Origin of the sequence: Modicisalibacter ilicicola DSM 19980 (genome assembly GCF_900128925.1) — a bacterium.
GTDB lineage: Bacteria > Pseudomonadota > Gammaproteobacteria > Pseudomonadales > Halomonadaceae > Modicisalibacter > Modicisalibacter ilicicola.
Genome location: NZ_FQUJ01000003.1, coordinates 384,955 through 398,638, shown reverse-complemented (window position 1 = coordinate 398,638; position 13,684 = coordinate 384,955). Strand labels below are relative to the sequence as shown.

General features: G+C 64.6%; 15 protein-coding genes. 8 read left to right on the top strand and 7 right to left on the bottom strand.

Translation table 11 applies throughout. The annotated features are described in order from the left end of the window. The first annotated feature begins 78 nt into the window (after positions 1-78). Positions 79-1,032, top strand: coding sequence for a thioredoxin-disulfide reductase (gene trxB, locus BUA41_RS04415; RefSeq protein WP_072820087.1), 954 nt, complete (start codon positions 79-81; stop codon positions 1,030-1,032). A 9-nt stretch (positions 1,033-1,041) separates the two neighbouring features. On the opposite strand, the gene BUA41_RS04410 is transcribed toward trxB, so the two are convergent. Further along, on the bottom strand, positions 1,042-1,293 hold the full coding sequence (locus tag BUA41_RS04410; protein ID WP_072820181.1) for a SlyX family protein: 252 nt from the start codon (positions 1,291-1,293) through the stop codon (positions 1,042-1,044). Between the two features lie 122 nt (positions 1,294-1,415). On the opposite strand from BUA41_RS04410, the gene BUA41_RS19570 reads away from it, so the two are divergent. After that, a complete protein-coding gene (locus BUA41_RS19570) occupies positions 1,416-1,880 on the top strand; it encodes a cold-shock protein (RefSeq protein WP_072820085.1) in 465 nt (154 codons plus the stop codon). A 236-nt stretch (positions 1,881-2,116) separates the two neighbouring features. On the opposite strand, the gene BUA41_RS04400 is transcribed toward BUA41_RS19570, so the two are convergent. Genes BUA41_RS04400 through map form a run of 6 tightly spaced genes read right to left on the bottom strand, consistent with a single transcriptional unit; the run spans position 2,117 to position 8,649 of the window. Continuing rightward, positions 2,117-2,503: a hypothetical protein gene (locus BUA41_RS04400; RefSeq protein ID WP_072820083.1), complete on the bottom strand. Its 387-nt coding sequence runs from the start codon at positions 2,501-2,503 to the stop codon at positions 2,117-2,119. Between the two features lie 8 nt (positions 2,504-2,511). Continuing rightward, positions 2,512-3,678 carry a succinyl-diaminopimelate desuccinylase gene (gene dapE / locus BUA41_RS04395; protein WP_072820081.1) on the bottom strand — a complete coding sequence of 389 codons (1,167 nt, stop codon included), beginning with the start codon at positions 3,676-3,678 and terminating at the stop codon, positions 2,512-2,514. A 51-nt stretch (positions 3,679-3,729) separates the two neighbouring features. After that, on the bottom strand, positions 3,730-4,755 hold the full coding sequence (gene dapD / locus BUA41_RS04390; protein ID WP_072820079.1) for a 2,3,4,5-tetrahydropyridine-2,6-dicarboxylate N-succinyltransferase: 1,026 nt from the start codon (positions 4,753-4,755) through the stop codon (positions 3,730-3,732). A 26-nt stretch (positions 4,756-4,781) separates the two neighbouring features. Then, entirely contained in the window at positions 4,782-5,135 is a 354-nt protein-coding gene (locus BUA41_RS04385; protein WP_340641241.1) for a Spx/MgsR family RNA polymerase-binding regulatory protein, read from the bottom strand. Positions 5,136-5,171: 36 nt separating this feature from the next. Next, positions 5,172-7,847 (bottom strand): [protein-PII] uridylyltransferase, encoded by a 2,676-nt coding sequence (locus BUA41_RS04380; RefSeq protein WP_072820074.1) that lies wholly within the window; start codon positions 7,845-7,847, stop codon positions 5,172-5,174. A gap of 10 nt (positions 7,848-7,857) precedes the next feature. Further along, positions 7,858-8,649 (bottom strand): type I methionyl aminopeptidase, encoded by a 792-nt coding sequence (gene map / locus BUA41_RS04375; protein WP_072820072.1) that lies wholly within the window; start codon positions 8,647-8,649, stop codon positions 7,858-7,860. Between the two features lie 302 nt (positions 8,650-8,951). On the opposite strand from map, the gene rpsB reads away from it, so the two are divergent. From rpsB to BUA41_RS04345, 6 genes are all read left to right on the top strand, one after another. Next, the gene (gene rpsB, locus BUA41_RS04370; protein ID WP_072820070.1) at positions 8,952-9,683 is read left to right on the top strand and encodes a 30S ribosomal protein S2; all 732 of its coding nucleotides are present in this window, start codon (positions 8,952-8,954) and stop codon (positions 9,681-9,683) included. A 136-nt stretch (positions 9,684-9,819) separates the two neighbouring features. Beyond that, positions 9,820-10,689, top strand: a complete 870-nt coding sequence (gene tsf / locus BUA41_RS04365) for a translation elongation factor Ts (RefSeq protein WP_072820068.1) — start codon at positions 9,820-9,822, stop codon at positions 10,687-10,689. A 109-nt stretch (positions 10,690-10,798) separates the two neighbouring features. Continuing rightward, positions 10,799-11,530 carry a UMP kinase gene (pyrH, locus tag BUA41_RS04360; RefSeq protein ID WP_072820066.1) on the top strand — a complete coding sequence of 244 codons (732 nt, stop codon included), beginning with the start codon at positions 10,799-10,801 and terminating at the stop codon, positions 11,528-11,530. Positions 11,531-11,534: 4 nt separating this feature from the next. Next, positions 11,535-12,092 (top strand): ribosome recycling factor, encoded by a 558-nt coding sequence (frr, locus tag BUA41_RS04355; RefSeq protein WP_072820064.1) that lies wholly within the window; start codon positions 11,535-11,537, stop codon positions 12,090-12,092. 54 nt (positions 12,093-12,146) lie between these two features. Beyond that, positions 12,147-12,890, top strand: coding sequence for a polyprenyl diphosphate synthase (gene uppS / locus BUA41_RS04350; RefSeq protein ID WP_072820062.1), 744 nt, complete (start codon positions 12,147-12,149; stop codon positions 12,888-12,890). Continuing rightward, the gene (locus BUA41_RS04345) at positions 12,883-13,680 is read left to right on the top strand and encodes a phosphatidate cytidylyltransferase (protein ID WP_072820060.1); all 798 of its coding nucleotides are present in this window, start codon (positions 12,883-12,885) and stop codon (positions 13,678-13,680) included. Before uppS ends, BUA41_RS04345 begins: the two co-directional genes overlap by 8 nt. Positions 13,681-13,684 lie beyond the last annotated feature (4 nt).

Below are 13,684 nucleotides of genomic sequence, written 5' to 3'. Positions count from 1 at the left end.
AGAATGGCCCCGAATTGTCCAACATGAGCGTCTGCCAGCCGTGTGTAGCGGCCTTCGGCCAGACAGGAGAGGTCCTGCATGAGCGAAACCCGTCACGAACGTCTGATCATCCTCGGTTCCGGTCCTGCCGGCTATTCGGCTGCCGTCTATGCCGCCCGGGCCAACCTCAAGCCCTTGCTGATCACCGGCCTGCAGGCCGGCGGGCAATTGACCACCACCACCGACGTGGACAACTGGCCCGGCGACGATGTCGGGGTACAGGGACCCGAGCTGATGGAGCGCATGCGTCGGCATGCCGAGCGCTTCGACACCGAGGTGCTGTTCGATCATATCCACGAGGTCGAGCTGCGCCAGCGGCCCTTCACCCTCAAGGGTGACAGCGCCACCTACACCTGCGATGCCCTGATCATCGCCACTGGGGCCACCGCGCGCTACCTGGGGCTGCCCTCGGAGCAGCAGTTCATGGGGCAGGGCGTGTCGGCCTGCGCGACCTGCGACGGCTTCTTCTATCGCAACCAGGAGGTGGTCGTGATCGGTGGCGGCAACACCGCCGTGGAAGAGGCGCTCTACCTGTCGAACATTGCCTCCCAGGTCACCCTGGTGCATCGCCGGGACAGCCTGCGCGCCGAGAAGATCCTGCAGGACAAGCTGTTCGAGCGTGTCGACGACGGCAATATCCGCGTCGAATGGAATCACACCCTCGACGAGGTGCTCGGCGATGCTTCCGGCGTGACCGGGGTGCGTCTCAAGTCCACCCAGGATGGCAGCACCAAGGAGCTGTCGGTACCCGGTGTGTTCATCGCCATCGGCCATGTGCCGAACACCGGCATCTTCGAGGGCCAGCTGGAGATGGCGAACGGCTACATCCGGGTCAAGTCGGGCCTCGAGGGCAATGCCACCGCGACCAGCGTGCCCGGGGTGTTCGCCGCCGGCGACGTCATGGACCACGTCTACCGCCAGGCGATCACCTCCGCAGGCAGCGGATGCATGGCGGCACTGGACGTGGAGCGTTACCTGGACGGCATCGACTGACCCGCGCCCTCAGTAATGAGGCGGCTTTTCGTCTTCCGGGGCGTAGCCGCCTCCCTCTGGGTCCATTCCCTTGAGCCATTGATGCTGCTCGCGCAGTCGCTGGCGCATCAGGTCGCTGAGTCTCTCCAGCTGCGCCAGTCGTTGTTCCTGGGCCGCGATTGCCTGGTCGAGGGTATCCAGCCAGTGTTCCTGGTAGCCAAGGCGGCTTTCCAGGGCTTCGAACCGCCGTTCAAGGCGGGCAAGCGTCGTCTCGTCGGTCATGCTAGAATCCTTGCGCTGCGTGTCGCCGGTCATCGCGACACCTTCGCATCTTTGCCCCGAATGCGCATCCTGGCGCGGCCCGGGGCGGTCATCGTTTATCACAACAAGAGAACCCGAGGTCCATGAATCGCAAGGTTGTAATCCGTTGTAGTCTCATCAGTCTCCTGCTTGCCGCCGTCGCCCCTTTGCTGATTGCCTTGTTCATCGCACTGTTCGGTGGCCCCGTGGCCGACCTGCTCTCGGAGGCCCGCGCGACGGACGGCGTGGTGCTGGCCTATATTGCCACCGCCCTGGCGGTATTCGTCGTGCTGCTGGTCGCGACGCTGCTACTGAACCGACTGACGCCGAAACTGGCCAACCTGGCGGAGGTCGAGAACGACGATCGCGAGATCGGCGAGGTCAAGTGGTTCAATGTCAACAAGGGCTATGGCTTCATCACCCGCGAAGACGGGGAAGATGTCTTCGTGCACTTTCGCGCCATCCGTGGCAAGGGGCATCGCACCCTCGCCGAGGGGCAGAAGGTGCGCTATCACGTGGTGCAGAATGAGCGGGGGTTGCAGGCCGATGACGTCACGGTCATTACTTGATCTGAAAATGGCCGATGCTCGATCACGCGTTGTTGAAAGGGCGCTTCAGGTGCTCATTTACATTAGTAAACTCCGCTCCTTCAGCGCCCTTTCGCTTAGTGACCCACAGGGATGTGGGAAATGCGTTGGTCCGACGGGAGCGGGCCTAGCCCTGATCATCGCTCGCCGTATTTTCTCGTGACATCAGCTCGAACACGACAGCGCCTCGCCTCAGGATGAGGCGTTGTCGTTTCTGGTTAGCGCCCCGAGTCCGGCCAGTCGATGACGCCTTCGCTGCCGTCGGGGAGCACCTGCCAGAAGCGGTCGGGGTCGTCGCCGGGCTGCCAGCCGCCCAGGGAGCAGCGCACCTCGCACGAGAGCGCCCTGGCAGCGTCGCGGGCACAGTCGGCGTCACGCTGCCAGGGGGTGGCCGGGCTGTCGAACCACAGGCTCGAGTAGCCGTCGGCGGCATTCTCGACCAACAAGATGGGCACGGTCTCGCCGACGTGGTGGCCGCGACTGCGCCACTTGCGCTTGCCGGATGGCTTCAGGGGTTGCGCGTCCAGCGTTTCTGCCAACCAGGCACCGAGGCGCTCGAGATCGATCTCGGCCAGGTAGATTTCGATATCCGGGTAGCGCTCCATGACGGTCCTCAAATGAACAGCCGCTTGATCACCGCTTCGTAGACACGGCTGAGGGTGTCCAGGTCGGCGGCTCGTACACGCTCGTCGATCTTGTGAATGGTCGCATTGAGCGGCCCCAGTTCGACCACCTGGCATCCCAGGGTGGCAATGAAGCGTCCGTCCGAGGTGCCGCCGGAGGTCGACAGTGTCGGTCGCTCTCCGGTGATCTCCTCGACGCCGCCGACGGCGGCGTCGATCAACGCGCCCTCGCTGGTCAGGAAGGGCTCGCCGTTGAGGGTCCAGTCGAGACGGTAATCGAGGCCGTGAGCGTCGAGAATCGACTCGGTACGCTCGCGCAGCGCCTGCTGGGTGACCTCGGTGGAGTAGCGGAAATTGAATACCACCTCCAGCTCCCCGGGGATCACGTTGGTGGCCCCGGTCCCGGAGCGAACGTTGGAGATCTGGAAGCTGGTGGCGGGAAAGAAGTCGTTGCCACCATCCCAGTGTTCGCGACACAGGGCGTCGAGGGCGGGGGCGGCTTCATGGATGGGGTTGCGGGCCAGATGCGGGTAGGCGACATGCCCCTGGACGCCATGCACGTGCAGCACACCGCCCAGGGAACCGCGGCGGCCGTTCTTGATCACGTCTCCCAGCCGCTCGCTGGAGGACGGTTCGCCGACGATGCAGTAGTCGAGGCGTTCATGCGTCTCGCGCAGGTGCTCGACCACTGCGCGAGTGCCGTCCCGGGCCGGGCCTTCCTCGTCGGAGGTGATCAAGAAGGCGATCCTGCCATGGTGGTCGGGATGAGCGTTCACGAAGCGTTCCACGGCTGTGATCATGGCCGCCAGGCTGCCCTTCATGTCCGCGGCGCCACGCCCGCAGAGCATGCCCGTCTCGTCGATGCGCGGTTCGAAGGGCGGGTATTGCCAGCGAATCCCCGGACCGCTGGGTACCACGTCGGTATGGCCGGCAAAGGCCAGTACCGGCCCGTGATGGCCATGCTCCGCCCAGAAGTTGTCGACATCGCCGAAGGGCAGGCGCTCGATGCGAAAGCCGAGACGCGCCAGGCGCTCGATCATCACGTCCTGGCAGCCGGCATCGTCGGGGGTGATCGAGGGGCGGCGCATCAGGTCGATGGCAAGCTCGAGGGTCGGGGAAAGCGACGCGGAGGTCAGGGCGGTATCGGACGAGGGCATGAAGGGTCCCGAGTGGCGAATAAAAGACGCCCGCGCCGCGGGCGTCGGCGATCAGTTGTGCGCGTGCAGCGCCTCGTTCAAGGCGATGGCGCTCTTGTTGGTCAGGCATTCGATGCGACCGCTGACCGAGTTGCGACGCAACAACATATCATCCTGGCCGGCCAGCTCGCGAGCGGTGACGGTCTTCACCTCCCGGCCCTGATCGTCGAGCACTGCCACCTTGGCGCCGGAGGTGATGTAGAGCCCCGCCTCGACGGTGCAGCGATTCCCCAGGGGGATGCCGATGCCGGCATTGGCGCCGATCAGGCAGCCCTCGCCGACCTTGATGACGATATTGCCGCCCCCCGAGAGGGTGCCCATGGTCGAGCAGCCACCGCCCAGGTCCGATCCCTTGCCGACCACCACCCCGGCGGAGATCCGCCCTTCGACCATGCCCGGCCCTTCGGCGCCGGCATTGAAGTTGACGAAGCCCTCGTGCATGACCGTGGTGCCTTCGCCGAGATAGGCGCCGAGGCGAACCCGGGCGGTATCGGCGATGCGCACGCCCTTGGGAACCACGTAATCGGTCATCTTGGGAAACTTGTCGACGCAGTCCACCGACAGCGGACGCCCCGCCAGGCGTGCCCGCAGGCGCCGTGCCGACAGCTCCTCGACATCGATGGGGCCTTCGCTGGTCCAGGCGATGTTGCGCAGCACGCCGAACATGCCGCTGAGGTCGATGTCGTGAGGCTTGACCAGGCGATGGGAGAGCAGGTGCAGCTTGAGATACACCTCGGGCACGCTCTCCGGGGGGCGATCGGACTCGAGGAAGACGGCGACCAGCGGGCGTTGGCTCGCGGCGAGGGCTTCGGCCAGCTCCGCCTGGCTGGCGTTACCGGCAGCCTCGAGGGCCTGGGCCAGGCCGGCGCAATGCTCGGGCAGGAAGCTGACCACGGCGGTGTCGGCCGGTGCCTCGAGGGCCTGGCGCGCGGCATCGGTCAAGGCGGTGTCCGGTTCGAACAAGGGCGCCGGGTAGTAGACGTCTAGCCAGTCGCCTTGGGTGTTCTGGTGGCCGATTCCGAGAGCGAAGCTCAGCATGGGTCTCTCCTGATGATTGAAAGCGGTCAGCGGGATAATGCCGCGTAGGCGTCTTTTTGGAAACCGACGATCAATCGATCACCGGTATCGAGCAGCGGACGCTTGAGCAGGGTAGGCCGGGCAAGCATTACCCGGCGCGCGTAGGTCTCGTCGTCCTTGGCGCGTTGCCGCTCGTCGGCGTCCAGGGCGCGCCAGGTCGTGCTGCGGGTGTTGAGCAGTGCGTCCAGCCCGGCCAGGTCGATGAGATGGGAGAGCAGGGTCTCTTCGAGGCCCTGCTCGCGCAGATCGTGATAGCGGTAGGGTGTCCCCTGGGCATCGAGGGTCTTGCGTGCCTTGCGGCAGCTGTCGCAGGTCGTTATGCCGTACAGCGTGATGATCATCTTGCCGTTCCTTGCTTGCTCCATCTGCTTGTGGGCTCACACATCCAGCGCCTCGCACAGGCGTTCGCGCAGGCGTGTCTGACGGGCGCGATCCGTCAGCGGGGCGCCATTCCGATCGGTGATGAAGAAGACGTCCTCCACCCGCTCGCCGAGGGTGGCGATCTTGGCCGCCGAGAGGGCGATCTCCTGCTCCATGAAGATGCGGCCGACCCGGGCCAGCAGGCCAGGGCGATCCGGGGCGATGAGTTCGAGCACGGTGCGCTCGTTGGCCGGGTCCTGCTCGATCAGCACCCGGGTCGGCACCCGGAAGTGCTTGAGCTGACGCGGGGTATGGCGATTGACGATCTGCGGATAGTCGTCGGGATCGTCGAGTTCCTCGACCAGGTGATGGCGAATGTGCTCGAGCTTGGAGGCTTCGCGGATCGGCTCGTTGTGGTTGTCGAGCACGATGAAGGTGTTGAGCGTCCAGTCGTTGCTCGAGGTGGCGATGCGGGCGTCGTGGATCGACAGGTCGAGCTGGTCCATGGCCGCGACGCTGGCGGCGAACAGGTCGTCCGCCGAGCGGGTGTGGATGAACACCTTGGTGCCACCCTCGCTGGTGCCTTCCGCCGGCGCGCTGATCAGCACCAGCGGCAGCGGAGAATCGCCGTGGGCGAGGATGCCCTGGGTCTGCCAGACCACCTCGCTGGACTGGTACTGCACGAAGTAGTCGTCGCCCAGGGTGTTCCAGAGCCGCTCGACGCGCTCAGGATCGGCGCCCATGGTGCGTAGCAGGGCCAGTGCCTCGGCCCGCGTCTCGGCGATCCAGTCGTCGCGGTCGATGGGGTTTTCCAGGCCTCGGCGCAGGGCGCGCTTGGTCTCGCCGTGAAGTTGGCGCAGCAGCGCGGCGCGCCAGCCGTTCCAGAGCGTGGGGTTGGTGGCGTTGATGTCGGCCACGGTGAGTACGTAGAGATAGTCGAGCCGCACCTCGTCGCCGATCTGCTCGGCGAATTCGCGGATCACGTCCGGGTCGCTGATGTCGCGCTTCTGGGCGGTCTTGGACATCAGCAGGTGTTGCTCGACCAGCCAGGTCACCAGGCGAGTGTCCCGGGGCGTCAGGCCGTGACGTTCGCAGAACTCGGCGGCGTCCCGGGCGCCGAGCAGCGAATGATTGCCGCCGCGTCCCTTGCCGATGTCGTGATAGAGCCCGGCGATCCACAAGAGCTCCAGCTTGGGGAGCTGGTGCACCAGGGTGGCTGCCACGGGAAACGCCTCGCGGCTGTCGGGTTCGCGAAAGTGCTGAATGAACTTCAGAAGGCGCAGGGTGTGGGCGTCGACGGTATAGATATGGAACAGGTCGTGCTGCATCAGCCCCACGGCCTGCCCGAACTCGGGCAGGTACTTGCCGAGCACGCCGTAGCGGTTCATGCGCCGCAACTGACGGGAGACATTGCCGCCGCTGCGCAAGAGTTCCATGAACAGGCTCTGGTGACGCACATCGTCCCGGAAGGCATCGTCGATCTGGTGACGATGATCGCGAATCAGGCGGATGGTCTCGGCACGCACCCCCTCGATCCGGGGATGCTGGGCCATCAGCAGGAAGAGTTCGAGCAGGGCGGCAGGGCGGTGACGAAACACCCGCTCGTCACGAACCTGGATATAGCCGCCCTTGATCTCGAAGCGGGCATTGAGCGGCTGGGTCTCGAGCACCTCGTCGCCGCGCAGGATGACTTCGTCGAAATGCTGCAGCAGCATGTCGTTGAGCCCCGCCAGGGCCGTGACATGACGATAGTAGCGCTTCATGAACTGTTCGACGGCCAGGCGCTCGGGCGTGTCGCGGAAGCCGAACAGCTCGGCGATGGCGCGCTGATGGTCGAACAGCAGGCGATCCTCGGCACGGCCGGTGAGCATGTGCAGGGCATAGCGCACCTGCCACAGGAACGCCTGTCCCTGGCTGAGGATGCGCAGCTCGGCATCGTTCATGAAGCCCTGGGCGACGATGTCCTCGTAGCGCAGCAGGCCGAAGTGGCGCTTGGCGACCCAGCCGATCATCTGGATGTCACGCAATCCCCCGGGGGAACTCTTGATGTTGGGCTCAAGGTGGTATTCGGAGTTGTTGTGCCGGTAGTGACGGGCGATCTGTTCCTGCCACTTGGCCTCGAAGAAGCGATCCGAGGGCCACATGCGTCGGGTCGACAGGCGTTCCTGCATGATGTCGCGAAGCCGGTCGGGGCCGGCCAGGGTGCGGGTCTCGATCAGGTTGGTGATGACCGTGACGTCGGCCTCGGCCTCGCGCTCGCAATCCGTCAGGGAGCGCACGCTGTGACCGATCTCGAGGCCGATGTCCCACAGGAAGGTGATGAACTCGCTCAGTGATTCGCGGTAGGGCGTGTCGTCCTCCTGCTCGAGCAGCACCATCAGGTCGATGTCCGAATGCGGGTGCAGCTCGCCCCGCCCATAGCCACCGACGGCGAGCAGGGCGATGCCCTCGTCGGGCCAGGCGTGGCGTGCCCAGGCCGTCTCGAGCAACCGGTCGAGGCACCAGGCCCTGCCGTGCACCAGGTCGCGGATATCGGCCCCGGCATGGAAGCGGTCATCGAGACGGCTCTGGATGGCCTTCAATGCCTGCTTGAAGAGGGTCGCCGCCGAGGGGCTGAACTCGAGTTCGCGACGAAAGTCGGCGGCGTCGAACAGTGCCTCGTCCGGCGCGAAGCGATAATGGTGCAGAAGCATCGCTGGCGGCTCAGGCGTCGAGGAAGCTGAGGTCTTCCTCGCCCCGGGGCGTCAGCACCTCGACCCCCGTGGCGGTGACCAGCAGGGTATGCTCCCACTGGGCGGAAAGACTCTTGTCCCGGGTCACTGCGGTCCAGCCGTCACGCAGCACCTTGGTGCGGTAACCGCCGGCGTTGATCATCGGTTCGATGGTGAAGCACATGCCCTCGGCAAGCGTGATGTCCGCCTCCGGCGCGTAGCCGTCGTAGTGCAGTATCTGGGGGTCTTCATGGAACACCGCGCCGATGCCGTGACCGCAGAAATCGCGCACCACCGAATAGCCGTTGGCCTCGGCGTGCAGCTGGATCGCCTTGCCGAGCTCCGACAGCCGGGCGCCCGGGCGTACCGCGGCGATGCTCTTGTAGAGGCATTCCTGGGTAACGCGGCAGAGTCGCTCGCCCTGGGTGTTCTCGCCGATGACGAACATCTTGCTGGTATCGCCATGGTAGCCGTCGGCGGTCTTGACGGTGATGTCGATGTTCATGATGTCGCCCTTCTTCAGCTTCTTGCCGTCGTCGGGGATGCCATGACAGACCACGTGGTTGATCGAGGTGCAGATCGACTTGGGGAAACCGTGATAGTTGAGCGGGGCCGGGACCGAGCCGAGCTCGTCGACGATGTATTCGTGGCACCGGCGATCGAGTTCGCCGGTGCTCACGCCGGCCTGGACATGAGGAGTGATCATCTCGAGCACGGAGGCAGCCTGGCGGCCGGCCTCGCGCATCCTGTCGATCTCAACGGGCGTCTTGATGGGAACGTTCATGGGGTCTCGATTCGGGAAATGGCGAGCCGGCCACCAGGGGCTGGGCATGGCGATTCAAGGTGGCGACGGCTTCATCTTGGCACCGTTGTATGGTATAAAGCCGCGCGCTTTCCTGCAATCCGCAGCACTGCCTCGATCCCGGCGGGCTGCCCTGCGAAAAGCGTCGACGAGCTTAAATGCCTTGAAAACACACATGCACCGTCACATGGTCCCGGGTGCCGCGGGAAGGCCTTGCGAGGCCCAATCAGCGGTCGGATCCATGGGGTGCGTGGAGGCCTAACCCGATATACCAGGAGTCATCCATGGCACAAGTCAATATGCGCGACCTGCTCAAGGCAGGCGCCCACTTCGGTCACCAGACCAAGTACTGGAACCCGAAGATGAGCAAGTACATCTTCGGCGCCCGCAACAAGATCCATATCATCAACCTCGAGCACACCCTGCCGGCATTGAACGATGCCATCGGCGTGGTCGAGAAGATGGCTGCCGCCAACAACAAGATCCTGTTCGTCGGCACCAAGCGTTCCGCCAGCAAGGTCATCAAGGAAGAGGCCAGCCGTGCCGGCCAGCCCTTCGTCAATCATCGCTGGTTGGGCGGCATGCTGACCAACTACAAGACCATCCGTCAGTCGATCAAGCGTCTGCGTGATCTCGAGACCATGCACGAGGATGGCACCTTCGAGAAGCTGACCAAGAAAGAGGTGCTGATGGCGACCCGCGAGCAGGACAAGCTCGAGCGTTCCATCGGCGGCATCAAGAACATGGGCGGGCTGCCGGATGCCCTGTTCGTGGTCGACGTCGATCACGAGCGCATCGCCATCAACGAGGCCAACAAGCTGGGCATCCCGGTCATCGGCGTGGTAGACACCAACTCCGATCCGGATGGCGTCGACTACGTCATCCCGGGCAACGATGACTCCATCCGTGCGATCCAGATCTATGTCCAGGCCATCGCCGATGCGTGCGCCAAGGCGAAGGAAGGCCGCCCCGACGAGTTCGTCGAGGTGACCGAGAACGACGCCGTCGCCGAGTAAAGGATGTCGCGCCAGTCCGCCGGGCTGGCGTCGCGATCGATCCGCAAGCGGCAGGAGGCTCTCGCCTCCTGCAGTGCTTACATCGAACAGCGATGTTCGACTATACCGATATCGAACTATTCAGAGGTTAACTACCATGGCAGCTATCAGCGCATCTCTGGTCAAGGAACTGCGTGAGCGTACCGGCCTCGGCATGATGGAGTGCAAGAAGGCACTCACCGAAGCCGACGGCGACATCGAGAGGGCCATCGAGGATCTGCGCAAGAATTCGGGCCTCAAGGCCGCCAAGAAGGCCGGTCGCACCGCCGCCGAGGGCGCCGTCGTGACTCGCGTGGCCGAGGACGGAAGCTATGGCGTGATGGTCGAGATCAACTCCGAGACCGATTTCGTCGCCCGGGACGACAACTTCAAGGGGTTCGCCGAGAAGGTGCTGGCGCGAGTCTTCGAGTCCAGGTCCGACGATGTCGCCGCCCTCATGGACGGCGAGATGGAAGACACCCGGCAGCAGCTGGTGCAAAAGATCGGCGAGAACATCTCCGTGCGTCGTGCCACGGTCCTCGAGGCGCCGGCCGGTGGCGTGGTCGGCGAATACGTCCACGGCGGGCGTATCGGCGTGCTGACCCTGCTCGAGGGGGGCAATGCCGAGGTGGCCAAGGATGTCGCCATGCACGTTGCGGCGATCAACCCGGCGGTGGCGCGCCCCGAGCAGATGCCTCAGGAGCAGCTCGACAAGGAAAAGAGCATCATCCTGGCGCAGCCCGACATGGCCGGCAAGCCCGAGCAGATCGCCGAGAAGATGGTCCAGGGCCGTCTCAAGAAGTACCTGGCCGAGAACAGCCTGACCGAGCAACCCTTCGTCAAGGACCCCAACAGCTCCGTGGCCGACTACGTCAAGGCCAACGGTGGCGAGGTGGTCGACTTCACCCGTTTCGAGGTGGGCGAAGGCATCGAGAAGGAAGAAGTCGACTTTGCCAAGGAAGTCATGGAACAGGCTCGCCGTAGCTGAGGTCCGGCTCCCGGTCGTCGAGATGGCGTGCGCGAGAGCGCACGCCATCGCGTATCCGGCCGCCGAGCCGTCGCCATCCTTTTAGTCCACCGCCTTCAGGAGATTTCGCATGCCCGCTGCCAACGCCAAGTCGAAGTACAAGCGCATCCTGCTCAAGCTGTCCGGTGAGGCCCTGATGGGGGATGGCGAGTTCGGCATCGATCCCAAGGTGCTGGATCGCATGGCGCTGGAAATCGGCCAGCTGGTCGGCATCGGCGTCCAGGTCGGCATCGTCATCGGCGGCGGCAACCTGTTTCGTGGCGCGGCCCTGCACGCGGCCGGCATGGAGCGGGTCACCGGCGATCACATGGGCATGCTGGCCACGGTGATGAATGCCCTGGCGATGCGCGATGCGCTCGAGCGTTCGAACATCCGCTCGCGGGTCATGTCGGCCATTCCCATGAGCGGGGTGGTCGAGCACTATGACCGGCGTACCGGTATCCGCTATCTTACCTCTGGCGACGTGGTCATCTTCTCCGCCGGCACCGGCAATCCATTCTTCACCACCGATTCCGCCGCCTGTCTGCGCGGCATCGAGATCGATGCCGACGTGGTGATCAAGGCCACCAAGGTCGATGGCGTCTACGACCGGGACCCGGTCAAACATCCGGATGCCGTCAAGTACGAGCGTCTGGGCTACGATGAAGTGCTCGATCAGAAGCTGGGGGTCATGGATTTGACCGCCATCTGCCTGGTGCGGGACCATGACATGCCAGTGCGTGTGTTCGACATGACCAAGCCCGGGGCGCTGCTGAACCTGGTCGTGGGCGGCAAGGAAGGCACGCTGATAGACAGAGGTTGAAACCGTGATCAACGACATCAAGAAAGACGCTGAAAAGCGTATGCAGAAGAGTCTGGAGTCGCTGCAGGGCAATTTCCACAAGATCCGTACCGGACGCGCCCATCCCAGCATCCTGGATGCGGTGACCGTGGAGTATTATGGCGCGCAGATGCCGCTCAACCAGGTGGCCAGCGTCAACGTCGAGGATGCTCGCACCCTGGCCGTCTCGCCCTGGGAGAAGTCCATGGTGCCCAAGGTCGAGAAGGCGATCCTGACCTCCGACCTGGGGCTCAACCCGGCGACGGCGGGCAGCGTGATCCGGGTGCCGATGCCGCCACTGACCGAGGAAACGCGCAGGAACTACATCAAGCAGGCGCGTGCCGAGGCAGAAGGAGCACGGGTCGCCGTGCGCAACGTGCGTCGCGATGCGAACAGCGACATCAAGGCCCTGCTTAAGGAGAAGGAAATCACCGAGGACGACGAGCACCGCGCCGAGGACGCCATCCAGAAGCTGACCGACAAGTATGTCGCCGAGATCGACAAGCTTCTGGAGTCCAAGGAACACGACCTGCTGCAGGTATGAGCGGTGGCGAGCGGCGGTCTTGCCGTTCGTGCTCATTCCTCCGTACGAGCTAACATGACGTCACCGCAACCTTCTCAAGTGCCATGTCACGTGGCCATCATCATGGACGGCAACAATCGCTGGGCCAGGGCCCAGGGGTATTCCGGCGTACGTGGTCATCGTGCCGGCGTCGAATCGGTGCGTGCCGTCATCCGCCGTGCCGCGCAGCGAGGGGTCAGGACCCTGACGCTGTTCGCCTTCTCCAGCGAGAACTGGAAGCGGCCGGCGGGGGAGGTCAACGCGCTGATGGAGCTGTTCCTGATGGCGCTCAAGCGCGAGGTCAAGAAGCTTCACGACAACGATATTCGCCTCACCATCATCGGCGAGCGCGAGGCCTTCTCCCGGACGATCCAGCAGCATATCCAGCGCGCCGAGTCCTTGACCCGCCACAACCGTGGACTGCACCTGATCGTTGCCGCCAATTACGGCGGGCGCTGGGATATCGCCGACGCGGCCAGGCGACTGGCACAACGTGTCGAGGCCGGGGAGTTGAAGGCCGCCGACATCGACGAACAGCGTCTGGAGGGGGAGATCGGCGAGAACGGCGCGCCGCCGGTGGACCTGTGCATCCGCACCAGCGGCGAACAGCGTCTTTCCAACTTCCTGCTCTGGCAACTGGCCTATTCCGAGCTCTACTTCTCGCCGCTGCTCTGGCCGGATTTCGGCGCGGAGGCCTTCGACGAGGCACTGGACGACTTCCTCAGTCGCCAGCGTCGCTTCGGCATGACCCAGGAACAGATCGAGGCCCAGGGTGCTTAGGCAGCGTATCTTGACCGCCCTGGTGCTCATCCCTCTGGCCCTGCTGGGACTGTTCGGCCTCACCGGCGGTGCCTTCGCCTCGTTCACCGGCGCCATCGTGCTGCTGGCTGCCTGGGAGTGGGCCAACCTTTCCGGCTTCGAGCGGTTCGGGCCGCGTCTCGCCTATGTGCTGATCCTGGTGATCGCCATGCTGGTCGGGTGGCACACCCAGCTGGTAATGGCGACCTGGCCCTTGTGGATCGCGCTGCTCGGCTGGCTGGTGAGCCTCTACTGGATCGCCACCTATCCCGAGAGCGTCAAGCAATGGTCCCGTCCTTCGCTGCGTCTGCTGGCCGGCCTCTGGGTGCTGCTTCCCTGCTGGGTCGGGTTCGTTCAGCTGCGGGCCAGCGGTGCCGAGTGGTTGCTCTACGTGCTGTTGATGGTCTGGCTGGCGGATATCGGGGCCTATTTTGCCGGCCGCCGCTTCGGCCGTCGCAAGCTGGCCCCGCGGGTGAGTCCTGGCAAGTCCTGGGAAGGCGTCTACGGTGGCATGGTCGCCACCGCCCTTCTGGCTATCGGCTTCGCCGTCGCCCTCGAGTTGAGCCTCGGCCGAGGCCTGGGGCTGATGGTCACCACCCTGGTGGTCACCCTGGCGTCGGTGCTCGGGGACCTGCTCGAGAGCATGTTCAAGCGCCTGCGCGGCATCAAGGATTCCGGCGGTCTCCTGCCCGGCCATGGTGGCGTGCTCGATCGTATCGACAGCCTCACCGCGGCAGTGCCGCTGTTTGCCCTGTTCCGGCTATGGGGATGAAAAG